Source organism: Halomonas sp. KM072, from assembly GCF_050710315.1.
Classification (GTDB): Bacteria; Pseudomonadota; Gammaproteobacteria; order Pseudomonadales; family Halomonadaceae; genus Vreelandella; species Vreelandella hamiltonii.
Window position 1 is genome coordinate 765,029 of record NZ_CP136132.1, and the last position, 26,775, is coordinate 791,803.

17 protein-coding genes are annotated in these 26,775 nt (G+C 53.4%); 15 read left to right on the top strand and 2 right to left on the bottom strand.

The features are described from left to right. Positions 1–60 precede the first annotated feature (60 nt). The 4 genes from RVM26_RS03515 (at position 61) to RVM26_RS03530 (ending at position 7,827) form a co-directional block, all read left to right on the top strand. Positions 61–5,301 (top strand): glycosyltransferase, encoded by a 5,241-nt coding sequence (locus RVM26_RS03515; RefSeq protein WP_498940830.1) that lies wholly within the window; start codon positions 61–63, stop codon positions 5,299–5,301. After that, complete coding sequence (locus RVM26_RS03520; RefSeq protein WP_498940832.1) at positions 5,285–6,070, top strand: hypothetical protein; 786 nt, start codon at positions 5,285–5,287, stop codon at positions 6,068–6,070. The genes RVM26_RS03515 and RVM26_RS03520 overlap by 17 nt, the downstream gene beginning before the upstream one ends. Before the next feature lie 151 nt (positions 6,071–6,221). Next, complete coding sequence (locus RVM26_RS03525) at positions 6,222–7,475, top strand: IS256 family transposase (protein WP_498939527.1); 1,254 nt, start codon at positions 6,222–6,224, stop codon at positions 7,473–7,475. Positions 7,476–7,509: 34 nt separating this feature from the next. Then, positions 7,510–7,827, top strand: coding sequence for a glycosyltransferase (locus RVM26_RS03530; RefSeq protein ID WP_498940834.1), 318 nt, complete (start codon positions 7,510–7,512; stop codon positions 7,825–7,827). 171 nt (positions 7,828–7,998) lie between these two features. Here RVM26_RS03530 and RVM26_RS03535 read toward each other — a convergent pair whose 3' ends face one another. Next, on the bottom strand, positions 7,999–9,360 hold the full coding sequence (locus RVM26_RS03535) for an IS1380 family transposase (protein ID WP_498940836.1): 1,362 nt from the start codon (positions 9,358–9,360) through the stop codon (positions 7,999–8,001). Between the two features lie 181 nt (positions 9,361–9,541). Between RVM26_RS03535 and RVM26_RS03540 the strand changes: the two genes are divergently transcribed. From RVM26_RS03540 to cysQ, 11 genes are all read left to right on the top strand, one after another. Continuing rightward, entirely contained in the window at positions 9,542–10,114 is a 573-nt protein-coding gene (locus RVM26_RS03540) for a hypothetical protein (RefSeq protein WP_498940838.1), read from the top strand. An 11-nt stretch (positions 10,115–10,125) separates the two neighbouring features. After that, entirely contained in the window at positions 10,126–10,869 is a 744-nt protein-coding gene (locus RVM26_RS03545) for an O-methyltransferase (RefSeq protein ID WP_498940840.1), read from the top strand. An 86-nt stretch (positions 10,870–10,955) separates the two neighbouring features. Continuing rightward, positions 10,956–12,797: a glutamine--fructose-6-phosphate aminotransferase gene (gene glmS, locus RVM26_RS03550; RefSeq protein WP_498940842.1), complete on the top strand. Its 1,842-nt coding sequence runs from the start codon at positions 10,956–10,958 to the stop codon at positions 12,795–12,797. Between the two features lie 133 nt (positions 12,798–12,930). Then, positions 12,931–14,109: a hypothetical protein gene (locus RVM26_RS03555; protein WP_498940844.1), complete on the top strand. Its 1,179-nt coding sequence runs from the start codon at positions 12,931–12,933 to the stop codon at positions 14,107–14,109. A gap of 371 nt (positions 14,110–14,480) precedes the next feature. Next, positions 14,481–16,322, top strand: a complete 1,842-nt coding sequence (gene glmS, locus RVM26_RS03560) for a glutamine--fructose-6-phosphate aminotransferase (RefSeq protein WP_498940846.1) — start codon at positions 14,481–14,483, stop codon at positions 16,320–16,322. A 508-nt stretch (positions 16,323–16,830) separates the two neighbouring features. Further along, complete coding sequence (locus RVM26_RS03565; protein ID WP_498940848.1) at positions 16,831–17,076, top strand: hypothetical protein; 246 nt, start codon at positions 16,831–16,833, stop codon at positions 17,074–17,076. Positions 17,077–17,104: 28 nt separating this feature from the next. Continuing rightward, on the top strand, positions 17,105–18,571 hold the full coding sequence (locus RVM26_RS03570) for a glycosyltransferase family 2 protein (protein ID WP_498940850.1): 1,467 nt from the start codon (positions 17,105–17,107) through the stop codon (positions 18,569–18,571). Positions 18,572–18,616: 45 nt separating this feature from the next. Next, a complete protein-coding gene (gene glmM, locus RVM26_RS03575; protein ID WP_498940852.1) occupies positions 18,617–19,954 on the top strand; it encodes a phosphoglucosamine mutase in 1,338 nt (445 codons plus the stop codon). Between the two features lie 198 nt (positions 19,955–20,152). Then, positions 20,153–21,745, top strand: a complete 1,593-nt coding sequence (pgm, locus tag RVM26_RS03580) for a phosphoglucomutase (RefSeq protein WP_498940854.1) — start codon at positions 20,153–20,155, stop codon at positions 21,743–21,745. A 632-nt stretch (positions 21,746–22,377) separates the two neighbouring features. After that, entirely contained in the window at positions 22,378–23,232 is an 855-nt protein-coding gene (locus RVM26_RS03585) for a UTP--glucose-1-phosphate uridylyltransferase (protein ID WP_498941703.1), read from the top strand. A gap of 66 nt (positions 23,233–23,298) precedes the next feature. Beyond that, positions 23,299–24,063: a 3'(2'),5'-bisphosphate nucleotidase CysQ family protein gene (cysQ, locus tag RVM26_RS03590; RefSeq protein WP_498940856.1), complete on the top strand. Its 765-nt coding sequence runs from the start codon at positions 23,299–23,301 to the stop codon at positions 24,061–24,063. 945 nt (positions 24,064–25,008) lie between these two features. Here the strand turns inward: cysQ and RVM26_RS03595 are convergent. Beyond that, positions 25,009–25,518, bottom strand: coding sequence for an REP-associated tyrosine transposase (locus tag RVM26_RS03595; RefSeq protein ID WP_498940858.1), 510 nt, complete (start codon positions 25,516–25,518; stop codon positions 25,009–25,011). Positions 25,519–26,775 lie beyond the last annotated feature (1,257 nt).

The window sequence follows — 26,775 nt, forward strand, 5'->3', positions numbered from 1 at the left end:
TCCGCAGCCCAAACCGCCACTCACCATTCACCATTCACCATTTATCTCTCACGGAAACCCATGGACGAGCTTCTTCAACACGCCACACATTTAGCGAATCAAACCAGCCATGCACTTTCAATGCCTATCAAAGGCCGTGTGGCTTATGTGGTTAGTCATGGTCAAAGTTATGCGAGCAACGGCTATGCGATTCGCACACAAGGTGTGGCTAAAGCCCTTAATCAACATGGCTTTGAAACTCTCTGTTTTGTTCGGCCGGGTAGACCGTGGGAGTTAAAGCAAAATATCCAACCTACTCCTCCTGAAGTGACCCTTCAGGGGGTGCGTTATATTCATAGCCGCTGGCCTAATGATGTTGCGCCTTCTAACGAGCGCGAACACTTAGAAGCGAGCGTTCAGCAATTCATGACGCTATTCAGCGTTTACCGCCCAGCGGTGGTGCTAGCTGCCTCTAATTGGATAGTAGGCTTACCCGCCTGGGTGGCGGCTAAGCGACTAGGTTTACCGTTTTATAATGAAGTACGCGGTTTCTGGGAGCTATCACGCGCCGCACACGATCCCGCTTTTGAAAGTAGCAAAACCTGCCAAATTGAAGCAGAGCGCGATACCTTTGTGGCAAAGCAGGGGTTAACCACTTTCACGTTAAATGCCCCTATGCAAGAAGAGCTGGTGAAGCGTGGCGTCAAGAGCGATAACATTCAGCTAGTGCCCAATGGCGTTAGCGAGCTACCGAATATTGTCCCCGCGGACCCTGTGCTGAAAAAGAGCTTAGGCATTCAGGAAGGTGACAAGGTAGTGGGCTACATTGGTAGCCACAGTGTTTATGAAGGTTTGGATACCCTGATATCGGCCTGTGAGGCATTGGTGCAGCAGGGGCAAAAAATCAAGCTGCTTTTAGTGGGCGACCATCAGCCAATTACCCAAGCGCACAAAGCCAACAAGGCAAACGTAAAGCAACCCTGGCTCATTCAGACAGGGCGAGTGCCTCACGAGGAAGTAGCCAACTATTATGCATTGATCGATTTAGTCGTCATTCCGCGTAAACCGCTTCGCGTTTGCGAGTTAGTACCGCCGATGAAAGCGGTAGAAGCACTTTCCCACGGCAAACAGCTGTTAATGAGCGATTTGCCTGCGTTAAGAGCCGTTGTTCCTGCTCATGACAATGTGTCATATGTGGTGTTTGAAGGTGCTGAAAGTTTATCGAAAAGCATTAAAGAAAGTCTTAATAAAAATACTAAAACTGACCTTGGTGATTTAGAAAGCGTCACACTGGCACATAGTGTAAAAAACATGGTGTCGATTTTTAAGGGTGGTGTGGTCAGTCAGCATAAAGCCCCTCCAAAAGGCAACGATGCAACACAGGGAAAAACATTAGCAACTGCTAGTAGCTTCTCTGCGGCTAGTCAGCAGTTTTACAAGCATGGCGAAATCAGCAGTGTCATTCAATCAATCCGGCTGCTGTGTGACACCGGCAGTAAGTTGGATAAACCACAACGTGATTTCTTAGGATTTATCGAAGGGCTAGAGCGTTTAAAAGGTGGCTGGCCGCTTCCTCCTAAGCAGCCAAACCCCGGGTTAATGGCTCAGCGCTTTCACGCGCTCTACTGTTTGCACCAATCGGTGCCTCATGCTACGAATGGCTATTCGACACGTTCCCATGGAATCGCAGTAGGGCTTCAGCAAGCTGGTTGGAAAATCCGCGCCACCACGCGCCCAGGCTTCCCTTGGGATTCGGGCGCAAAAGGCTTAACAAAGGGCTATCACGAAGCACAAGTAGATGGTGTTACGTATGCCGCAGTAGCTGGTTGGAATTTAAATAAAACGCCACTGGATTACTATTTAGCAGAGGCGGCAGACCACTACGTTCGTGAAGCACAAACCAGCGGTGCTGAAGTCATTATTGCCGCCTCCAATCATATAACGGCTTTGCCAGCGTTGATGGCAGCTCGTCGTTTGGGTTTACCGTTCGTTTATGAAGTACGTGGCTTGTGGGAAGTCACCCAGGCGTCTACACAGCCGGAATGGGCGAATTCAGAACGCTTCTACCTCATGCGAGAGCTAGAGCAGCAGGCGGCTCGTGAAGCTGATTTGGTCATCACGCTGACGGATGAGCTGTCGACTGAGCTTGTTAGTTGGGGAGTTTCCAAAGAAAACATTGTAGTTATTCCTAACGCGGTCAACGCTGATACCTTTACTCCCGCAAAACGCGATAGCGCCATTGCTGAAATGCTGAGGCTACCCTCGAATGTCCCAGTGATTGGTTACGCTGGCAGCGCTGTGGCTTATGAAGGCCTAGAATTGCTGCTTGAGGCGATGGCTAAGCTTAAACAACATAAACAAGAATTTGTATTTGTGTTAGTGGGTGACGGTAAAGTGATTGACACCGTCAAGGCAAAAGCCAAGGCGCTAGGTATTGAAAAGCAGTGTCGATTTACTGGCCGTATTCCATTTGATGAAGTGCCGCGCTACCTATCTTGTATGGACATTATGCCGGTTCCCAGGCTTTCATCGGCAGTCACGGAAATGGTCTCCGCTTTGAAGCCGCTGGAAGCCATGGCCATGGGTAAAGCGGTGGTTCTTTCGGATGTATCTCCGCATCTCACCATGGCAGGCAATAATGAGCGTGCTCTTCTATTCAAAAAAGACAGTGTGGACAGCCTGACAGAAACACTCAGCACGCTTATTCAACAACCTGAATTACGCGAAACACTGGGCGGCGCGGCGCGGCGCTGGATTGAGCAAGAGCGCACTTGGCAATATGTCACGCAAAACTATCACCATGCCTTACAGCGTTTGTGGCAAAAACCAACGGCTAGCGCCCAACAGCAAGCGAAAACGTTAGATCAAATTACGCTAGGCTTGATTGCAGACCAGTTTACAACCGATACACTGGCCAGCGGTGTGAAAGTAGTCAAACTATCTCCTGAGAATTGGCGTCAGGAAATAGTCGATCAACCTATCGATGTAATGTTCGTAGAGTCAGCTTGGAAGGGCAACGACTGGGCTTGGCACCGCAAGGTGGGCTATTACAGTGATGAAGAGTTTGCTCCACTCAGTGCATTATTAGCGTACTGCCGTGAAAAAGGCATTCCTTCGCTATTCTGGAATAAAGAAGACCCTGTTCACTTTGATCGCTTCCGTAAAACGGCAGCGCTTTGTGATCATGTGTTCACCACAGATTCAAGAAGGATCATCCCTTACTTAGCAACCCCAGGGGCATTGACACAAAGTGTTAGCAGTTGCCCTTTCTACGCGTCACCGAAGATCCATAACTTGCTGCCCTCTAAGCGCTCCTGGCAGCACACTGCTGCCTACGGCGGTACGTACTACGGCAAGCGCTACCCAGAGCGCACAGAGTATATGGACAAGATCATGAGCGCAGCAGCCCCCTTAGGGCTGACTATCTATGACCGGCAGCACGATGACCCAGAGTCACCCTATAAATACCCAGGTGGGCTAGGTAGCTATGTGGCAGGCAGCCTAAGCTACGAGGAAATGATTGAGGCGTATAAGGCGCACCCTGTACAAATCAATGTTAACTCGGTGCTTGATTCTCCTACGATGTTCTCACGACGAGTAACCGAAGCAGCGGCTTGCGGTGCCCCCATTATTTCAGGGCCTGCATTGGGCATGAACCGCTACCTGGAAGCAGCAGGGCATGTGGTACGGCAGGAAAGCGAAGCTGCTCAGGCGCTTGAAAATCTGATGCACCATGACGCGTACCGTTGGCGTGTAGCTTTGAAGGGCGCAAGAGCGGTAATGCGGGCACACACGACTCAAACACGCCTTACCCAAATGTTACGCACAGCAGGAATGCGTGTTTTAGCTCCTGAGTTGCCCGAAATTCGCCTCTATAGTGAAACGATCACTCAGGTTGCTGCGCAAAGTATCGTGAACCAAACCGTGTTGCCAGCCAGAGTCGCCGCAACTACCTGGAGTGAAGATGCAAAAGCGCAGCTGCAGGCAGAGGGTGTTGAGTGCATAGACGCACATCAGGTAGAAATAAAGGCTAATGAGTATTGGCTATGTACCCATGTGGATGCATTAGAAAATGCCGAACCAGAGGATATTGAAGATTTAGCGTGGACGACAGTCTACTCACCTTATGCACGAAGCGTGCTAGATAGAGCGGATGCACTAGCTCAAGGAGAGTGGGCAGGTGTCGCGTTCGTGAGTGATACGGTAGAAAGCGATTTTCAGCTTATTCGTGCCAATGAATCACAAAGTATTGAGCAGCTCATCGCATCTAGTCGCCAAAAAGAAACTCTCGCATTACGAAAACCTCCGAAACAATTTGCTCAAGCACCGAACGTAGCACCTACGAAAACAATCGTTATTTCAGGTCATGACCTAAAATTCATTAAACCCTTTTATCCCTATTTCACAAAGTCTGGAATGCGTCTGTTGCTGGACTTCTGGAATGGCCACAATCAGCATAATGAAACAGCTAGTAAGCGCTTAGTGCGCCAAGCGGATACTGTTTTCTGCGAATGGATGATGGGGAATGCCATTTGGTACGGAAAGCATAAGCGCGAAGGCCAAAAACTCGTCGGCCGCTTGCATGCTCAAGAGTTGAGAAGCCCGCTTTTCGACAAAGTGCCTTTTGACATGTTTGATACAGTGATCTTCGTTGGTCCGCATATGCTTAGGCAGGCGATCAATCGAAACCCTGTGCTAGAGAAGAACGGCGTTGTGATCTACAACGGTGTCGATGTCGAGGCGCTTCAAGCCGTACCGCGTAAGCCAACCAATGGCAAAGTGTTAGGCATTGTCGGTATTGTGCCTCAGAGTAAGCGCTTCGATCGTGCGCTCGATATTCTGAAAGAGCTACGCAAGGAAGACAAAGGGTATACATTACGGGTGAAAGGTAAGCGCCCAGAAGATTACCCCTGGATGAAAAGCCGACCAGAGGAAATGGCATGGTATGAATCACAGTACCAACGTTTGGAGAGCGATCCTGACTTGAAGGGGGCAGTATTTTTTGACCCCCAGGGTAACGACATGCCGGAGTGGTATTCGTGTATCGATTATGTGCTCTCCGTTAGTGATCATGCCCCCCATTTGGCTGTTGCTGAGGGGGCAGCTGCAGGATGTAAACCTATAGTACTCCCTTGGGAAGGTGCGGATGAGATATATCCTTCTGATTGGCTGAGTCTAAATGTTAAGTCTGCTGCAGCTGCAATTAATGATCAACGATTTGAAGTAGCTGCAGGTTTACATCTGTCGAGTGATTTTGATATCCCCTTAATTGCTGAGATGATAAAGAAGATAATGGGTGGTTGTGATGTCTCTTGTAAATAAAAAAATCAATTTTAAAGAGTTTGGGTTGGATTTTAATTATTTTTTTCATATGAAAGGTGAGAGAAATCTGTTGGTTTTCATGCCCTCTGCGATGAGTAATCGTGAAGTTATACCCAAGTTTAGTCGTTGGTCATGGATGGAGGAGGTTAAAGGTTTTGATTCAATATGTGTCGCAGATCCTACGTTGCATCTTAGTGAAAGTATTTTGGGTGGTTGGTTGCAAGGCACCCAAGAAGTATGGGCTTTAGAGCGGATTGTTAGCCATATTTATCTTCTGTCCTTGGTTCATGATTACGATAAGATTATATTTCATGGGTCTTCATTAGGCGGGTTTGGAGCAATTCAAAGCGTAGTTCTAATGAATAATATGTTTAATATTAATGCGCTATTTCTGGCGGAGAATCCTCAAATAGACCTTGCGATATATCAATGGAAAAGACATAGAGATACTGTGGCTAAGGTGGTATACGGCAAGGATGTTATAGAAGATGTTGACTCGGAATACCTCCACAGACTTAATGTGTCTAAAACTATTGAAAAGTTGTGGGGGCAAGATTTCTCGCCTAGGGGAGTTGTTGTGGCTAAAGAGTCTGATAGGCACCATTACGAAGAGCATGTAATTCCTTTTTTGGGTTATTTAAAATCAAATTTCAAAGAGTGTATGGTGGATCTCCATTTGATTAGTGCGCATGAGGATGCTAGTGGTCATACGGCTTTAGATAAAGAAAGGTTTTTTAGGGAGCTAAGCGAATTGGTTGAAGATGCATAAAGTAGCTTTCTGGTAATTAATTTCAAAATAGCTTGTTTTGAGGTGTTTATGAGAGTTAAGCTCAAGTCTGGTGTATGGGAGGAGATAGGAAGGGTGGCGTATCCTGTTGATTGATCACGACCAAGATCTCAACCAACAGAGTGGATACGCCATGACCGATTCTACCCTCCGGGCTCTTTCACAACCAGAACCCCAGGTCGCTGACCCGCTGCACGAGCTGCTGCGCCAAGGCGCCCGTGACTTGATTGCCAAGGCTGTCGAGGCCGAACTGGCTACCTTCTTGGCGCAGTATGCCGATCATCGGCTCGACGATGGCCGCCAGGCCGTGGTCCGCAACGGGTACCTGCCCGAGCGTACGGTCCAGACTGGCATCGGGGATGTCAGCGTGCAGGTGCCCAAGGTGCGAGACCGCAGCGGTGGAGGCGCTCGCTTTAATAGCAGCCTGCTGCCCCCCTACCTGAAGCGGGCCCGCAGCATCGAGGAGCTGATCCCCTGGCTCTACCTGAAGGGAATCTCCACCGGCGACTACCAGGAAGCCCTGGCGGCGCTGCTGGGCGACCAGGCCAAGGGGCTGTCAGCCAACACGGTGTCGCGGCTCAAGAAGCAGTGGGAAGACGAGCATGCCGAGTGGCGGCAGCGAGACCTGGTCGACCAGCGCTACGTCTACTGGTGGGCCGACGGAATCTACAGCAACGTGCGCATGGATGACCGCCTGTGCCTGTTGGTGATCATCGGCGTCACCGAGCAGGGTCGCAAGGAACTGGTCGTCGTCGAAGATGGCCAGCGTGAGTCAGAAGCCAGCTGGAAAGAGCTGCTCACGGGGCTGCGTGGGCGCGGGCTGACCACCGCCCCCAAGCTCGCGGTCGGCGACGGCGCCATGGGCTTCTGGGCGGCCTTGAGCAAGGTTTACCCAGAGACCGACCATCAGCGCTGCTGGGTACATAAGACTGCCAACATACTGAATAAGCTGCCAAAATCGGTGCAGCTCAAGGTCAAGGCCGACCTTCACGAGATCTGGATGGCCGAGACCCGCGATGAGGCACACAAGGCCTTCGATCGCACCGTGAAACGCTTCGAGGCCAAGTACCCCAGAGCCATGGAGTGCCTGGCCAAGGATCGGGAGGAGTTGCTGGCGTTCTACGACTACCCGGCAGAGCACTGGGTGCATATCCGCACCACCAACCCGATCGAGTCGACCTTCGCCACGGTCCGCCTGAGGACCAAGCGGAGCCGGAACTGCGGCTCCCGAGCGACGACCCTGGCGATGGTCTTCAAGCTGCTCCAGAGCGCCGAGAAGCGCTGGAAGCGCATCAAGGGGTTCAGCAAGCTGGAACTGGTCGTGAACAACGTCCGGTTTCAGGATGGAGAGCAGGTAACCGATCAGTCAGACAGGACTGTCGCCTGACCGCCATCCACCAGATTTGACTATAACTCTGTTTATGAATGCATTTTTGGAGTGTAAGATAAAAGATCTGCCGTGTGCAAAACACTTTGTGTTTACTAGGTTTGGTATTGGAGTATTTGATCCTAAATGGTTGGAGTACAGGATTAAGCTTTTTTCGGCTGTAACTCTGCCAAGCGTTGTGGCTCAAAAAAATATAGATTTTGTGTGGGTTATTTTTGTTGATGTTGATATAGATAAAGAAAGTTTACAGTTTTTAGAGAGATGCGTAGGTGGTTATAATTTTATATATATTCCTGAATCCGTGAAGCCGGCGCCGACACTTTCCCTATCACCGCCAGCGAGCACTTTTTGATCATTCGCCCCGTGCAAGTTGGCTTTCGCAAGCCCGTTATTGCCAAAACCCACCGTGCTGATCGGTGCTGACGGCCCGTTTTGTCATGCCTTTCCACCCGCCAGGCACGACATATCTGGCGATCGCGTGTCGCTTGGAACTGCTTGTGGATAGAGTGTCGCCGATTGACGGTCAGCATGGCGTTCCTCGTGGATAACGCAGTCGGCTCCGCAGCGTCTTGAGCACCGTCATGCGCCCGATATCCTGCCCGAAGTCGAGGATGATCTGCCGTGCCTTGTGAATCACGAGAGCCGCACGGTGCACCAACTCTTGTAGCACGGTGCGCAGCCGGCGCCGCTTGGCCGGGTGGCGAACCGGGCTCAGCTCGCCGGTCATGCCCAGCTGTCCCATCAGGCGCAGGATGTTGTAGGCCAACTGGGCGAGATGCAGGATCAGATCGTTGGTGGCGAACTTGCCGGACGGCAAGCGCTCCAGGTCGAGATCGGTCTTGATCTCACTGTGGAATTGCTCGTGGGTGGCATGCGCCTGGTAGCGCTTGATCACCGCCTCCGGCGCCTCGTCCAGGCTGGTCCACCAGCCTTCCAACTCATAGTCCGGTTCGAGCAGCAACTGGCCATCGCGATCGGCGGTGCGCTCGACCAGGCGCATCACGCGTTGGACGACGTATTCGGTCTTGTTGTCGTCGTGGATCGAGACGGTCTGCGACCACAGCGCCTGGCGCTTGCCAGGACGCAGCTCTTCCCAGTAGTCCGCCGCCACCGCCAGCCAGGTGTCCTGATCGGCCGTGGCCGAGCCACGCGGGTTCCATTTGACGAGGTAGTCCAGCCGGCGGCCCTCCTCGGCAAAGGCCTGCCGCTGCTGTTCGAGAAGCGCCAGGTGCGCCTGGCTGTCGAAGCCGCTGTCCTCGCGTAACAGGATCGGTTGCTTGGTCAAGCATTGGGCGCGAGGCAGTACCCGCTCCAGGAAGGCGTTGCTCTCCTTCATGGTGTGCTGCTTGCCAGGCCGCAGTTCCAGACCCAGGCACCACCCTTCGTTGCCCAGATAGGCGGCGATCGGGGTGTAGCCATCGACCTTCTGGTAGGTCCGCGAGACGCCTTCCTTCTTCGAGTTGCTGTTGTCCATGACGAAGGTGTCGATGTCCAGGCAGACGTGCGTCGTCTCGGCGGTGATCGGTGCTTCGATCAGTGACAGCAGGGTCGTGGACCAGGTGGCGGTGCGCGCCTGCAGGTCGTTGGCGGCAAGTTTCTCCAGCCGCTGTCGCAGCGTCGCCGCGCTCGGCACCTTCTGCAGGGTCAGCAGTTGTTGGAAGGGCTTGTCGCGGCGGAAGTTCTCGACAGCGTCATAGTCGCTCATGCCCAGACACAGCAGGCCCAGGTAGCTCTTGATCACGTCACTGGTGCGCATGCCCAGCGTGGTGGGGAAGCGGCTGTCGATGCTGTCGACGCCAGCGATCTCGAAGCATTGCCCGATGATGGACAGCCCGGCGTGGCTGGTGAGGGTGCGGCAACTGGCGCGGAACTTTATGTTGGGCATGGCACTGTCTGGGTGAATGGCGATAATGGCTATATTGCCATGCAGGTCAGTGGGTTAGAAGTGCTTCCGGGGGCCGGTCTCACGGATTCAGGATATTGTAAAGGTTGATTTTTATGCCGATTATTTTGATATTTCTGAGTGTTTAGTTGGTCTCTCAATAGATAGGAATGGAAGCTGCCTTGTGTCAAAGATTGATGATGATGCATGGCATAAAGACACCTTTGCCGAGCTTTATAATGAGTTGGACGATTGCTATAGTGTATATGTTTTTCCAACTGGTTATGATTTTCTTTGTCAGGAAAGAATAATTCTTAAAAAAAATAGGCCTTATATTACACATAACACACATTTTTGTTTTAAAAGAAAGGATAGTTTACCGATTTTAAGAGCTGGTCATCACAGAGTTGCAGAGCTTTCTGAAAATTATAGTCTTCATGTCAAAGAGATATCAACCAATAAGAGTATGTGGCTTTACTCAAGACATAAGCAGTCTGATTCTCGCTTTTCGGCAGTGAAGAACTCTATATTAAATTCTTCTGCGAAAACCTATTTGACTAGTAAGGTGTATGACGATTTTTCATTTGATATGAGTTGCTATGATTTTTATAGGCAGTATGCATCTAAAGCTAGCCCAGCAGATAAAGGTAAAGCTTGGGATATTAGTCAGGAGTTACAGGCTGAGGCAGCTGCTTTAAAGAAAAAGCTTCGTGAGGTGAAGAAAAAGATAATTGAAAGCACGACTAACGTTTTGTAAGGGGAATGATTGTGAGTGGAAGCAATGATAATTATATAGAATTATCTGAAAAGATAATAAAAGAAATCAGGTTTTTTGGAAATAAAGTGGTTAGAAGTCAAGTTGAATTGGAGCTAAAAGCGTATACTCAGTTTGAGGCTTTTTCTTGGCTACAACGCCGCCTAAAGATTAATGGGCAGTTGCCACCTTTAAGAGGTTGGGCTACCTCTCCTGATATTCTGCTAAAGCTTCACACTCATATTATGGCACGTCAGCCCAAAGTGGTGGTTGAGTTTGGTAGTGGCTCCTCCACTTTAGTGACGGCTGATGCTCTTCGTCAAAATGGTTTTGGTCAACTGATTTCCATTGAGCATAGCAGTCATTACGGCAAGCAGACGCTTGACACGCTAATTGCAGAAAATTTGCAACCTTGGGTAGATTTACGTGTTGGAGAGCTAGAAGCTTGGAATAAGCAACACCTTTGCTCATCTGATGCGGAAAAGCCACCTTTCTGGTATCCCGAGCGCTTATTGAAAGGTATAGAAGGTATCGACCTATTGCTTGTCGATGGCCCGCCGGGAGCTACCTGTGAGTTTGCTCGCTATCCAGCATTGCCTGCGCTTTTTGAAAGGTTAAATCCTGGAGCGCAGGTGTGGATGGATGACACCGTACGCCAAGAAGAAAAAGACATTTGCCAGCGTTGGGCTGATGATTATGGGTTTAATTTGGAATACTACCCTCTTGAAAAGGGCCTCGGTATTCTTTCACGAGCTTAATTAGCACTTGGTACATTTATGCAAATGCATATAGTTGTTAACTAAGGGCTGTGCTTTAAAATTCATTCTGAATTAACGGAAATACTATGTGCGGCATTGTTGGCGCGATAAGCGCAAAGGAAAGCACCGATTTTCTACTTGCAGGGTTATCTACCCTGGAGTATCGCGGCTACGATTCGGCAGGCTTGGCGGTACTCAATAATGGATTGCAGCGCGCTCGTGCCAAAGGGCGTGTGGCGGAGCTAGCCAGCAAAGTGGCGGAAGCAGGTATTAACGGGCATGTGGGGATCGCTCACACACGCTGGGCTACTCATGGCGTTCCCGCCGAGCGCAATGCTCACCCGCACATCTCCTCTGGCTTGGCGGTGGTGCATAACGGCATTATCGAAAACTACGAGTCTCTCCGTGAGCAGCTTCAAGGCCTGGGGTATGTGTTCACCTCGGATACCGACACAGAAACCATTGCTCATCTGATTCAAGCCTGTTTTAAGGGCCAAATTGGCGAACCCGCTGAAAACCTCTTTGCCGCTGTGCAGTGTGCCGTGGCGCATTTGAAGGGTGCCTTTGCGTTAGCGGTAGTCAGTGAGGAAGAACCGGATTGCTTGGTGGTTGCCCGTGAAGGTTCCCCGCTCATGCTGGGCGTGGCGGAAGATGGCTACTACGCAGCCTCCGATGCTTCAGCGTTGCTCTCCGTCACCAAGCGCATGATGTACCTGGAAAACGGCGATGTAGCCCGTTTAAGCCGCGATGCGGTGGTAGTGGTGGATGGTGTAGGCCAGATGGTCGAGCGCGCCGTTGTCACGTCTAGCTTGAACGCAAACGCGGTTGAGCTTGGCGATTATAGCCACTACATGCAGAAGGAAATCTTTGAACAGCCCCAGGCGCTGAGCAACACGCTGGAAATGATTAGCGGGGCAGGGCAGTTGCAGCCCGGCATTTTTGGTGCGGTAGCCGCTGAGATTTTCCAGCAGGTAGATTCGGTACTGATTCTAGCGTGTGGTACCTCTAGCTACGCAGGCATGACGGCGAAGTACTGGATTGAGCAAGTGGCGGGCATTCCTTGCAACGTAGAAATTGCCAGCGAGTACCGCTATCGCTATAGCGTGCCTAACCCCAAGCAATTGGTGGTGGTGATTTCTCAGTCCGGTGAAACCGCGGATACCCTGGCGGCGCTGCACCACGCAAAGGCGCAGGGGCATACCTTCACCCTGGCGATCTGTAACGTTCCAGAATCTGCCATTGTACGTGAAACGGCACTGCGCTTTATCACCCGCGCAGGCCCGGAAATTGGTGTTGCCTCTACCAAGGCGTTTACCACTCAGCTGAGTGCGCTGTTCTTACTCACGCTGCTGCTTGCCAAGGCGAACCAGCGCTTGAGTGATGACGCTGAAAAAGCGTATTTAGACGATCTTCGTCACTTGCCCATTGCCGTTGATAAAGTGCTGGCGTTAGAGCCTAGCATTGAGGCGTGGTCTCAGCATTTTGCCAATAAGCACCATGCGCTGTTTTTAGGCCGTGGTCGGCATTATCCCATTGCCTTGGAAGGCGCGCTGAAGCTTAAAGAGATCTCTTACATTCATGCGGAAGCTTACCCGGCGGGTGAGCTGAAACATGGCCCGCTGGCTCTGGTTGATTCTGAAATGCCTGTGGTGGTGGTAGCGCCCAACGATGAAATGTTGGAAAAGCTGAAAGCCAACATGCAGGAAGTGAGTGCCCGTGGCGGGCAGCTTTATGTATTTGCCGATGGTGGCAGTGCGGTGAAGTCGTCTGACGGTGTGAACGTACTGTTGATGCCTGAGCATTACGGGTTGCTTTCACCGGTGTTGCACGTGGTGGCGCTTCAGTTGCTCTCTTACCATGTGGCGTTGGTGAAAGGCACCGATGTTGATAAGCCGCGTAATTTGGCGAAGAGTGTGACGGTGGAGTGAGGCGGTTTGGGTGGCTGTATCGTGGCGGCTAAGCGCCACCCTGTGTATCTGGGCCGGGCTCATTTGCTAATCAGATTGGTGAGCAGGGTGCCAATGTAATTGAAACTAATTATTTTTAATTGTAGGGGTGGGTATGGATCTTTCTCTTAAAACTAGCTTGAAAGGTGGATATGTTACAGCTGAGGTAGTGTCAGATCAGGCATATAATGGCCATTTAAATTTTGCTTTCTATCTTTATTTAGATGGTGTTAGGGAGAGTGTAGTTTGGTACGCGAAGTCTAGGAAGGTTACTTTTGATGTCAAGCGGGCTAATCTGGTTCAAGTCAAGCTATTCGCAAAGGATGACAATGGTAATTTAGTAGGTACTTTTTTGTCTGAAGAGCTGCTTTGCAGTTCTTCGGCTTCGACTCCTGTGTATAATATTAATAGATGGGGGGGTGTTTCATTTTTTTCGTTTGAAGATTTTATTAGCTTAGAAAAAATTAGTGATGGATGTGTCAAGGTTGAATTAGAAGGTGGAAGCGTCGATTTCTTTATAGATGGAGTTGGGAGAGCGAAAAATTATAATTCAGCTTTAGTATGTTTTTCTGGCGCTGTCCCAAATCGAAGCACTAAATCAGCACCTTTTTTCTCAGGGGTTAATGTCGCTAAAGATCTTGATATGCCATTGATTTCTGTATCTGATCCTTCTTTAGCTTTGTCAAGTAACTTAGCGCTATCTTGGTATGCTGGTAATTATCAGCTAAATGACTTACCTGATAAAATTGCAAAAATACTTGATCAAATCAGTAGATTGATTAAATGCAAACTTATATTGTTTGGTGGTTCAGGTGGTGGTTTTGCGGTTTTGTCTGTAATACATAAGTTGAGCTGTGAGGCTGCCGGTGCTGTATGGAATCCACAGGTTTCTATAACAAGATATAATAAAAGGGCTGTTGAAAATTATTTGAATATTTGTTTTCCAAGTATTAATAATGAATCTGATATGTATAAGTGTTTTCAGAAAACCGGTGTTGAACATGATTTGCATGTCGTGTTTGCTAGTGAGTTTCAAAAAAATGTAAATGTGCTTTATATTCAGAATGAAGGTGATTCTCATCACATGGAGAAGCATGCTATGCCTTTTGTTGAATCATTACGAGCTACAAAAGCTCCTGGTTTTAATAATGTTTTTTATTCGGGAACTGGTGTTTCTTTTTGGTTTGGTTATTGGGGAGAGGGTCATTTGGTTCCAGATCAAGAAATAATTAAAACCTGCTTGCGAGAGTTGAGTGTTGGTAGTAGTTCTCTGGAAATTGCGAGAAATCTATAATTTAATAAATTGGATAAGGTTTAGTTGTATTTTTAGTGAAGATTTTCTTTAACTTAAAACATGCTTTTTTATATGGGGCTTTATTTAGCATTGCGCCAGACATCGATCATTTTTAATAATGATGAAGTTTGGATAGTCATAAATAGTATTTGTCTTAATTTCAGAGAATTTTAATCCTAGTGAGGGTGTTGCTCTATGCTGAATATTAGAAGTATTTTTGTTTGGGCTTGATTTAAAACCCTATCCTCTGGAAAAGCTTCTCTGTATTTTTTACGATCTTAATGAGTACATTGGTGAACGTATGCTATTGCATATAGTTGTTAGCTAAGTGCTTCCCCTTTAGAAATATATTTTGGATTAACGGAAATACTATGTGCGGTATTGTTGGCGCGATTAGCGCAAAGGAAAGCACCGATTTTTTACTCGCAGGGTTATCCACCCTGGAGTATCGCGGCTACGATTCGGCAGGTATGGCGGTCTTAAACAATGGTTTGCAGCGCGCCCGTGCCAAAGGGCGTGTGGCGGAGCTAGCTAGCAAAGTGGCGGAAGCGGGTATTAACGGGCATGTGGGTATCGCCCACACACGTTGGGCGACTCATGGCGTGCCCGCCGAGCGCAATGCTCACCCGCATATCTCCTCTGGCTTGGCGGTGGTGCATAACGGCATTATCGAAAACTACGAGTCTCTCCGTGAGCAGCTTCAAGGCCTGGGGTATGTGTTCACCTCGGATACCGACACAGAAACCATTGCTCATCTGATTCAAGCCTGTTTTAAGGGCCAAATTGGCGAACCCGCCGAAAATCTATTTTCCGCCGTGCAGTGTGCCGTTGCCCACCTGAAGGGGGCGTTTGCGTTAGCCGTCATTAGTGAGGAAGAGCCGGATTGCCTGGTGGTAGCCCGTGAAGGCTCCCCGCTGATGCTGGGCGTTGCAGAAGATGGCTACTATGCCGCATCCGATGCCTCTGCGCTGCTCTCCGTTACCAAGCGTATGATGTACCTGGAAAACGGCGATGTAGCCCGTTTAAGCCGCGATGCGGTAGTGGTGGTTGATGGTATTGGCCAGATGGTTGAACGCGCCATAGTCACGTCTAGCTTGAATGCCAACGCGGTCGAGTTGGGCGATTACAACCACTACATGCAGAAGGAAATCTTCGAGCAGCCCCAGGCGCTTAGCAACACGCTGGAAATGATTAGCGGGGCAGGGCAGTTGCAGCCCGGCATTTTTGGTGCGGAAGCCGCTGAGATTTTTCAGCAGGTAGATTCGGTACTGATTTTGGCGTGTGGTACCTCTAGCTACGCAGGCATGACGGCGAAGTACTGGATCGAGCAGGTGGCGGGCATTCCCTGTAATGTCGAAATTGCCAGTGAGTACCGCTATCGCCATAGCGTGCCCAACCCGAAGCAGTTGGTGGTGGTGATTTCTCAATCCGGTGAAACCGCCGATACCCTGGCGGCGCTTCACCACGCCAAGGCGCAGGGGCATATCTTCACCCTGGCGATCTGTAACGTGCCGGAATCTGCCATCGTGCGTGAAACGGCGCTGCGCTTTATTACCCGCGCAGGCCCGGAAATCGGGGTGGCCTCTACCAAGGCTTTTACCACCCAGCTCAGTGCGCTGTTCTTGCTCACGCTGCTGCTGGCCAAGGCGCACCAGCGCTTGAGTGATGACGCTGAAAAAGCGTATTTAGACGAGCTTCGTCACTTGCCCATTGCCGTGGATAAAGTGCTGGCGTTAGAGCCCAGCATTGAAGCGTGGGCAAAGCATTTTGCCAACAAGCACCATGCGCTGTTTTTGGGCCGCGGTCGGCATTACCCCATTGCCTTGGAAGGCGCGCTGAAGCTCAAAGAGATCTCTTATATTCATGCGGAAGCCTACCCGGCGGGTGAGCTGAAACATGGCCCGCTGGCTCTGGTCGATTCCGAAATGCCTGTGGTGGTGGTCGCGCCCAACGATGAAATGTTAGAGAAGCTGAAAGCCAACATGCAGGAAGTGAGCGCCCGTGGCGGCCAGCTTTATGTGTTTGCCGATGGTGGCAGCGCGGTGAAGTCGTCTGACGGTGTGAGCGTGCTGTTGATGCCTGAGCACTACGGGTTGCTTTCACCGGTGTTGCATGTGGTGGCGCTTCAGTTGCTCTCTTACCATGTGGCGTTGGTGAAAGGCACCGATGTTGATAAGCCGCGCAATTTGGCGAAGAGTGTGACGGTGGAGTGAGGCGGTTTGGGTAGCTGTATCGGGGCGGCTAAGCGCCGCCCACGCGGGTGCCTCATTTGCTCGTGCCTCGCAAGATTCGTTACGCCGCGCTACAGGGGGGCAGTGCTACACCTGTAGCGCGTGGTAAGCGGAGCGCACCCGCGAAGCACTCCAGTAGGAGTGCCGATGGTAGCGCGAAGGTGAAATGGCGCACGGTGGCTTCATCTAGGCGGCTATTCGCCGCCCTCGCGGGTGCCTCCTTCGCTCGTTACTCTCGCTCTTTCGTTACGCCGCGCTACGGGGTTCAGTGAATGCACTTGTAGCGCGTGGTAAGCGGAGCGCACCCGCGAAGCAATGTGTTGGTGGTGCCATTGGGGCGCGGGAGTTAACTTCTGATAAGATGACCAAGCAGGGGCCTTAAGGCCCTTTTTTGTAGGCGAATGTTCAGGAGTGAACCGCCTGGGGCAGTGATTTTGCCGCATCGTTGTGCAGGGAGCGATATAACAAATAACACCTGAGTGGGGGCACTATGTCGGATGCACAGGAAACAATCGCGAGCCTGGAAGCACGTTTGCGAGCGCTGGTGGAACACTATGCGGTAGAGCGTGGTGAAATGGCTGAGCAGTTGAGCCAGTTGCTGGAAGAGAATGACCGCTTAAAGCGTCAGGTGAAGCAATTGGAACACTCTGCGGGTGTACCGTTGGGGCAGTCGCAGGAACCTAACAGCCATGCGCTTACCTTTGATTTTTCATTACCTGATCAGCCCGTAAGCTAGTCAGGTAGGTGGTAATGCAGGAGTAAGGATGCAGGTGTTTAAGGCAGGAAAAGCACGGCTGCGCCAGTGGGTGGGGCAGCACGCGCTGGCCTTGGCGGCGGGTGGTTCATCGTTCGCGCAATCAGCGGCGGGGGTGTGGTCTTACTATCGCTTGGGAATGTACCAAACAGTGGTGAACCAGCCTGCCTTCCCAGATAACGTGAATGCTCAGTTCGCTAGAGCGGCCTCGTTAACGGCTCTGGGGGAAGCACAGGAAGCCGAGGCAGTAGCGCGTTCACTGTTGAAAAGTGGCCAACTAGGCGCCCGTGTGCCTGCGTTCATTCAAGCCATCGCTGCCTTTTCGCCCCCTTTGGCGGAACAGCTCTGCCATGAAGCGGTGCTACCTGCTTCGTCTTTTCTACCCGTAGGCTTAGCCATGCGGTTGGGGGATTATCCCTTAGCCAAGCAGAGGCTACAGGCTTACCAGCAGGCGGCTAACACCCCCAATCCTGAAGCGTTGCTGGTGGAAAGTAACCTTACTGCCACCACGGCGCTTCAACAGTGCGGCTTCATCAATCAATTTTTGGCCCGCCACGGGCTCGCCGCTGTTAGGCCCGTTGATGAGCACGCCCCGTTGGGCGTCATGAATCTTGCAGCGGTGGATAGGCCCGCCCACGCGGATGATGAAAGCGCGTCTGCCAGCCAAGGGCCGCTGGTCAGTGTACTGATGACGACGTACTGCTCGGGAGAGCGTGCCGTTCGTGCGATTGATTCGCTATTGGCTCAGCAGCACCGTCACCTCGAAATCATCGTGGTGGATGACGCTAGCCCTGATAACACCTTTGAGCAGCTCTTGGAGTGCGCTAAAAAAGATGCCCGGGTTCGGTGTTATCAGTTGCCGAAAAACGCGGGCACGTACGTTGCTAAAACCTACGGCTACCAGCAGGCGCATGGCGAGTTCATTACCTGCCATGATTCAGATGACTGGTCGCACCCTGAAAAAATTAGCCGCCAACTGGCTCCCATGCTTAAACACCCGGCCATCATGGCGACCACGTCTCAGTGGGTTCGCTTAAGTGATGAAGGGACGTTTTTTGTACGCCAGGCAGCACCGTTTACGCGCTTGAACCCGTCTTCGCCACTGTTTCGTCGTGCGGTAATCGAGCGCATGGGCAGTTGGGACTTGGTGCGTACCGGGGCAGATAGTGAATTCTTGGCGCGCATGAAGTTGTATTTTGGTAAGAGTGCCGTAAAACGCTTGATTGAGCCGCTTGCGTTTGGCGCGCACCGAGACGATTCATTGATGACCGCTAAAGATACCGGGCATCAAGAAAATGCGGTCTCCCCAGCACGGCTGGCCTACTGGGAAAGCTGGAGCGAGTGGCACCTTCAACGGTTACGCAACGGTGAGCCACTCCGCTTGGCACCGATAAGTGGTCAGCGAGCGTTTCCGGCACCCGATGCAATTGCGGTGCCTGAGGCGGATATCAACACATTGCTAGGTGAAGCGCGTTAAGGCGCTCGCCAGCCATTAACATAATACGTTTGGTGGGTTTGGAGAATGCGAAAGTATTTTGGTACCGATGGGGTTCGCGGGTTAGTAGGGGAGTTCCCCATGACCCCCGATTTTGCCATGAAGCTGGGCTGGGCCGCTGGGCAGGTGCTGGGCGCAGAAGGCATTAAAGAGGTCATCATCGGTAAAGATACCCGTGCCAGTGGCTATATGCTGGAGTCGGCGCTGGAGGCGGGTTTTTCCGCAGCGGGTGTCAACATTGCTCTGGTAGGGCCGTTACCGACGCCTGCAGTGGCATATCTGACCTCTACCTTTCGTGCGGATGCCGGGGTGGTGATCAGCGCCTCGCATAACCCGTTTCATGATAATGGCATCAAGATCTTTGGCCAGGGTGGGTTTAAGCTTACGGATGCTCAAGAGCAGGAAATCGAGCGGTTGCTTCATGTGGCCATTGAAGGCGGCATGACGTGTGTGAGTTCTGAGCTTTTGGGCAAGGCACGCCGTGTCGATGATGCCGCGGGGCGCTATATCGAATATTGCAAGGCTACCTTGCCCAGCAGCCTCAGTTTGAGCGGGCTGAAGGTCGTGGTGGATTGCGCCAACGGAGCTGCTTACAAGGTGGCACCTGCCGTTTATCGTGAACTGGGCGCGACTGTGGTCAGTATTCATGACCAGCCCAATGGCGTGAATATCAATGCAGGTTGTGGTGCCACGGCCATGCAAAGCTTGCAAGCTGCCGTCATTGAGCATGGGGCCGATATGGGGGTTGCCCTGGATGGCGATGCCGATCGTTTGATGATGGTAGATCATACGGGCGTGGTGGTAGATGGTGATGAGCTGCTGTTCTTGTTGGCGAAAGATGCCAAGGCATCGGGTTATACCGGCGGTGTCGTCGGTACGCAAATGAGCAACCTGGGCCTGGAGCAAGCGCTAGCAGCCATGGATGTGCCCTTTAAGCGTGCCAAAGTAGGCGACCGCTATGTGATGGAGCAACTCAAGGCCACCGGTTGGCGCTTGGGCGGCGAGGGGTCTGGTCACTTATTGAGCCTAGACCACGCCTCTACAGGCGATGCCATTATTGCCTCACTACGCGTACTCACCTGCTTATTGCAGCAAGAGGCAACCCTGTTTGTGGCGAAGCAGGGCATGCACAAGCTACCGCAAACGTTGATCAACGTTCGCTACACTGCCGTAGAAGGCATCGACCCGCTAGAAAGCGAGCAGGTGAAAGCGGCAGTCGCCAACGTAGAAACGGAGCTTGGCGATAGTGGCCGTGTGCTGTTGCGTAAATCCGGCACCGAGCCGCTGATTCGTGTGATGGTTGAAGCAGTTGATGCCGAGCAGGCGACCTCTTGCGCGGAGAAAATCGCTGCGTCGTTGGCGTAATCCGTCCGTTCGTAGGTCAAGCCAGCCAGCCTTTCGGCTGGCTTTTTGGTGATTGCAGATGCTTAACCTCTGTGGCGTTGAGGTGTGATACAACATGTGCGTATTAGCGCTGTGTTAGCCTTATCATTTTGTTTATTACTATCATCGTTGCGTAAACACCGTGCGAGATAGAAATGATATCTAGCAAGGGAGAAGGAAATGGCAGCCATCGTAACGGCATTTTTTAATGAAACACCGGATGCCAGCATTGCTAGCGAGCGGGTAGCCTTTGGCACCTCTGGCCACCGTGGCCGTGCCACCGAGCGCACGTTTAACGAAGCGCACATTATCGCCATTACCCAGGCGGTGGTAGATTACCGCAAAGAGGAAGACTACCAAGGCCCGCTCTTTTTAGGCCTCGATACTCACGCGCTATCACGCCCCGCTTGGGAGTGTGCGTTGCGAGTGCTGGTAGCCAATAAGGTGCCGGTGATGGTAGAGAAAGATCATGGCTATACCGCGACTCCCTTAGTCAGCCACGCGATCTTACAGCACAATGCGCAACAGCAAGAGGCAATGCCTGCCGCGAAAGCCGATGGTTTGATTATCACGCCCAGCCATAACCCGCCGGAAGATGGCGGTATCAAGTACAACCCTTATCACGGTGGCCCTGCCGATACCGAAGCGACGCAGTGGATCGAGCTGCATGCCAATGCGTACCTGCTGCGTCAGTTAAGTGACATTACGTTGGTATCGTTGGAAGAGGCGCTAGCTCACGCCCAGGAGTATGACTACACCGCACATTACGTGGCCCATTTAGGCAGCGTGGTGGACATGGCCGCCATCCAGAACGCCAACCTAAGGCTGGGCGCAGACCCGATGGGCGGCACGGCGCTGCCCGTGTGGCAGGCGGTTGGTGAGCATTTCGGCCTGCACCTGGACGTCGTGAACACTACCATTGATGCCAGCTTCGGGTTTATGCCGCCCGATCACGACGGCAAGATCCGCATGGACTGCTCCAGCGCGGATGCCATGGCGAATCTGCTAAAAATCAAAGACCGCTTCGATATCGCTTTTGGCAACGATCCGGACGCCGACCGCCACGGCATTGTGGATGCTAACGGGTTGATGAACCCGAACCATTTCTTGGCGGTGTGTGTGGATTACCTGATCAGCCACCGCCCGCAGTGGAGCGATTCACTGAAAATTGGTAAAACGCTGGTCTCGTCTTCCATGATCGACCGCGTTGTGGCCTCGCACAACCGTGAGTTGTTTGAAGTGCCGGTTGGTTTCAAGTGGTTCGTGGATGGCTTGCACGAAGGCTGGTTAGCCTTTGGGGGTGAAGAGAGCGCTGGCGCAAGCCTGCTTACCCAAGCAGGCGAGGCGTGGTCCACCGATAAAGACGGCATCGCGCTGTGCTTGCTAGCCGCTGAGATTATGGCCGTTACCGGCAAAACGCCCAGTGAGTATTACCAAACCCTCACCGATCGCTTTGGCGAACCGTTCTATAAACGGGTCGATACCGCCTGCAGCGCGGAAGAGAAAGCCGCGTTCAAAAACCTCACCGCCGATAGCATCACCGACACCACCTTGGCCGGAGACCCCATCACTGCCGTGTTGGTCAAAGCGCCGGGTAACCAAGCCGCCATTGGTGGTTTGAAAGTCACCACCGAAAACGGCTGGTTCGCCGCCCGCCCCAGCGGCACGGAATCGCTCTACAAAGTGTACGCCGAAAGCTTCAAAGGCCCGCAGCATTTGGATGAGTTGATCGAAAGCGCCACCGCGCTTTTATCAGGCGTATTGAAAGGGTAAGTAATTCACGTAGCGGGACGTAAGCGAAGCAAAGTGGGCACCTCACACGTTACGTGGCTCCACAATATGCAAGGCAGGCACCCGTAGCACGGCGTAAGCGAAGCGCACCCGCGAAGCACTCCGCCAGGAGTGCCGATGGTGGCACCCAGGTATGATCATTCACGGCGGCTTCATCCAGGCGGCTACCCGCCGCCTTCGCGGGTGCCTCATTTGCTCGTTGCTCTCGCTCATTCGTTACGCCGCGCTACGGGGCGGTCAGACACTCGTAGCGCGTGGTAAGCGAAGCGCACCCGCGAAGCACTCCGCCAGGAGTGCCGATGGTGGCACCCAGGTATGATCATTCACGGCGGCTTCATCCAGGCGGCTACCCGCCGCCTTCGCGGGTGCCTCATTTGCTCGTTGCTCTCGCTCATTCGTTACGCCGCGCTACGGGGCGGTCAGACACTCGTAGCGCGTGGTAAGCGATAGCGCACCCGCGAAGCACTCCGCTAGGAGTGCCGAAGGTGGTACTAGGCTCGCTCCGGTAGAGGCGTTCCTGCTATATTGTTCGGCATGTCTATTGCATATCGTTTGGCGTGGTTCGATGTTTATGACTTATCGTGGAAGGCACGCTCAATAAAAGGACGTTAATGATGACTCAAGTACGCAAAGCGATCATTCCGGTGGCTGGATTCGGCACCCGCCTGCTGCCGATCAGCAAGGCGATTCCTAAAGAGATGGTGCCGGTGGTGGATCGCCCCCTTATCCAGCACGTAGTGGAAGAGGCGCTGGCCGCAGGTATCAACGAAATCATTTTGGTCACGCGTGCCGGAAAATCAGCCATTGAAGACCACTTCGATGCCCACTTTGAACTCGAACACTCGCTGGCCAGCAAGGGTAAAAATGCGCTGCTGGAAACGCTCTCGGCCATTTCCCCTAAAAAGCTGAAAGTGACCAGCGTTCGTCAGCCCAATGCGAAAGGGCTAGGGCACGCCATTTACTGCGCTTCTCACTTGTTAGACAAAGACGAGCCCTTCGCGGTGATTCTGCCGGACGTACTGGTCAAACCCCAGGTAGACAGCAGCGCGTGTGACTTGGGCAGCATGGTCGAGCGCTGGGAAGCTTCGGATGCGTCGCAAATCATGGTAGAAGCGGTGCCGCAAGAAGACGTTTACCGTTACGGCATTGTCGACTGCGATGAGCCAGCCGCGGGGGAGAGCGCCACCATGCGTGGCGTGGTGGAAAAGCCCAAGCCGGAAGATGCGCCGTCGCGCCTGTCTGTCATTGGCCGTTACGTGCTGCCGTACCGCATCATGGAGCTGCTACGCGACCAGCCGCCGGGTGCGGGTAATGAAATCCAGCTAACCGATGCCATCGACCGCTTGATGCAAGAAGGTCAAACCGTGCAGGCGTTCCGCATGCATGGCCGCACCTTCGATTGCGGACACATCGAAGGCTGGCTGCAAGCCAATACTACGCTTGCCCGCGAGGCGGGTTACGACGTTTGACGAGCTGTTGAATGATGAGTGTTTGAAAACCGTCCTATGGGCGGTTTTTTACTATCTGGGGGGAGTATGCGGGAATTACTCGAACAGGTGTTGGCCATTGCCAAGGACGCTGATCGCGCCATTATGGCCGTGTATGCTCGTGAGTTTGATGTCACGCTTAAAGAAGATAACAGCCCGCTCACAGAGGCGGATCGAGCGGCGCATCAAGTGATACGGCGCGGGTTGGAGGCCCTCTCGACGACGCTGCCGATCTTGTCGGAAGAAGATATAGAGGGCTTTTCAGGCGTGGGGAAAGAGGGCCGCTATTGGCTGGTCGACCCGCTGGATGGCACCAAAGAGTTCATCAAGCGTAATGATGAGTTTACGGTGAATATTGCGCTGATTGAACACGGTGCGCCTATTTTGGGGGTCGTCACGGCGCCTGCGCTGGGGGTGGCTTATATCGCCGCAGACGGTATCGGGGCTTTTAGAATCGACGCTGATGGACAGCGCCATGTGATTCAAGTGGCCGGCAAACCTTCACCAGGAAGCGTATGGCGGGTACTGGGCAGCCGCTCACATGCAAGCCCTGCCTTGTCCGCTTGGTTGGAGACGCTGGGCGCTTATGAGATTCAGCCCATGGGAAGCTCCTTGAAAAGTTGTTTGATTGCGGAAGGTAAAGCCGATGTGTACCCCCGCTTCGGCCCCACTAGTCTTTGGGATACCGCTGCCGCCCATGCCGTCGTGCGTTATGCAGGTGGTCGAATAGAGACCCTGGAAGGGCAGCCGCTTATCTACGCCAACCCTGCCGAGACCTTGAACCCCTCCTTTGTTGTATGGGGACATTCGTAGCGCGGTGTAAGCGGAGCGCACCCGCGAAGCACTCCGCTAGGAGTGCCGAAGTTGGCACCGAGGTGTGATGATTCACGGTGGCTTGATCAGGCGGCTATCCGCCGCCTTCGCGGGTGCCTCATTTGCTCGTGCCTCGCAAGATTCGTTACGCCGCGCTACGGGTATGTGCAAGCGCCCAGTGTTGGTAGGTTCTACGGTACTCAAGGGAAGGCACCCGTAGCGCGGCGTAAGCGGAGCGCACCCGCGAAGCACTCCGTCAGGAGTGCCGAGGTTGGCACCGAGGGGTGTGATGATTCACGGTGGCATCATCCAGGCGGCTATCCGCCGCCCTCGCGGGTGCCTCATTTGCTCGTGCCTCGCAAGATTCGTTACGCCGCGCTACGGCAGTTGGGCACCATTATCGCGCACCCGATAGCCAGGAAAGCGGAGGATTACTCCCAGTTCATGTCGGCCACTTCGGGTATGTGCAAGCGCCCAGTGTTGGTAGGTTCTACGGTACTCAAGGGAAGGCACCCGTAGCGCGGTGTAAGCGGAGCGCGCCCGCGACGCACTCCGCTAGGAGTGCCGATGGTGGCACAGAGCTTTGATGATTCACGGTGGCTTGATCAGGCGGCTATCGCCGCCCTCGCGGGTGCCTCATTTGCTCGTGCCTCGCAAGATTCGTTACGCCGCGCTACGGGTATGTGCAAGCGCTCAGTGTTGGTAGGTTCTACGGTACTCAAGGGAAGGCACCCGTAGCGCGGTGTAAGCGGAGCGCACCCGCGAAGCACTCCGCCAGGAGTGCCGATGGTGGCACCGAGGTTTGATGATTCACGGTGGCTTGATCAGGCGGCTATCGCCGCCCCCGCGGGTGCCTCATTTGCTCGTGCCTCGCAAGATTCGTTACGCCGCGCTACGGCAGTTGGGCACCATTATCGCGCACCCGATAGCCAGGAAGGCGGAGGATTACTCCCAGCTCATGTCGGCCACTTCAGGTATGTCTTGCGTACCCCAGTCTGGCTCGTACCATCCCTTCTTGACGCATTGGTGAAAGCTGGACCACTGCCATTCGCGAGGGGCGTGTGCCCAGCCGTGCTTCACTGGGTTGTAATGGATGTAATCCATGTGGCGCTGCCAATCGTTCTCATCGCGGATGACGTGCTCCCAAAATCCACGCTGCCAAGCATGTGGGCTGCCGGGGGGAAGCAAGAATTCTTGAGAGGCATATTTTTTGACGTCTCTCCATCGGGAGGAGTAATCCGCATCTCCTTCGGGGAGTGTCCAGATACAGTGCAGGTGGTCGGGCATCAGGACGAAGGCGTCCATGGTGAAGGGGCGTTCTTCTTTCACACGACGGAAGGCCCGGCCCAGGGCGTTGATGTTGAGGTGGTCCGCCAGGAGCGGTTGGCGGCCGTAGGTTACCACGGTGAAGAAGTAGGTGCCGCCGGGGATGTGCGCGCGTCGGTAGGTGGCCAAGGGCTGCTTCCCTGCAGTGAATTTAGGGTAAGCGTACCTTGATTGGGAAGGGAGTGCATCTTTCGTGCGGGGGGGGTTACCTGTGCCCGATGTTTTGATCGAGCGCTGTGGCGAAATCGGGGCGGCTGGTGCCGCCCTTCGCGGGTGCCTCATTCGCTCGTTGCTCTCGCTCAGTCGTTACGCCGCGCTACGGGGGTGGTGCCCGTGACCATGCCCATGACCATTCCCCTCGCTCAATGTGGGCGATGACCCCGTAGCGCGGTGTAAGCGGAGCGCACCCGCGAAGCATCCCGTTAGGGATGCCGATGAGGCCGCCGAGATTTGATCAGGCGCTGTGGCGTGATCAGGGCGGCTGGCGCCGCCCTTCGCGGGTGCCTCCTTCGCTCGTTGCTCTCGCTCAGTCGTTACGCCGCGCTACGGGGGTATCCGTGCCCGTGCCCATGCCCCTCGCCCAATATGGGCGATGTATCCGTAGCGCGGTGTAAGCGGAGCGCACCCGCGAAGCAACGCGGGAGCGTTGCCGATGAGGGCACATGGGCGGCGGTGGTGTGGTTGTTTATGGTGGCGTAATCGGGGCGGCTGGCGCCGCCTTCGCGGGTGCCTCCTTCGCTCGTTGCTCTCGCTCAATCGTTACGCCGCGCTACGGTGGTGCCCGTGCCCGTGCCCATGCCCCTCGCCCAATATGGGCGATGTATCCGTAGCGCGGTGTAAGCGGAGCGCACCCGCGAAGCATCCCGTTAGGGATGCCGATGAGGGCGCCGAGATTTGATCAGGCGCTGTGGCTCAATCAGGGCGGCTGGCGCCGCCTTCGCGGGTGCCTCATTCGCTCGTTGCTCTCGCTCAATCGTTACGCCGCGCTACGGGGGTGCCCGTGCCCATGCCCATGCCCCTCGCCCAATATGGGCGATGACCCCGTAGCGCGGTGTAAGCGGAGTGCACCCGCGAAGCATCCCGTTAGGGATGCCGATGAGGGCGCCGAGATTTGATCAGGTGCTGTGGCTCAATCAGGGCGGCTGGCGCCGCCCTTCGCGGGTGCCTCATTCGCTCGTTGCTCTCGCTCAGTCGTTACGCCGCGCTACGGGTATGTGCAGTTGCTCCGTGTTGATAGGTTTTACGACACTTGAGGCAGGCACTCGTAGCGCGGCGTAAGCGGAGCGCACCCGCGAAGCACTCCGCTAGGAGTGCCGATGGTGGCACCGAGGTTTGATGATTTGCGGTGGCTTGATCAGGCGGCTATCGCCGCCCCCGCGGGTGCCT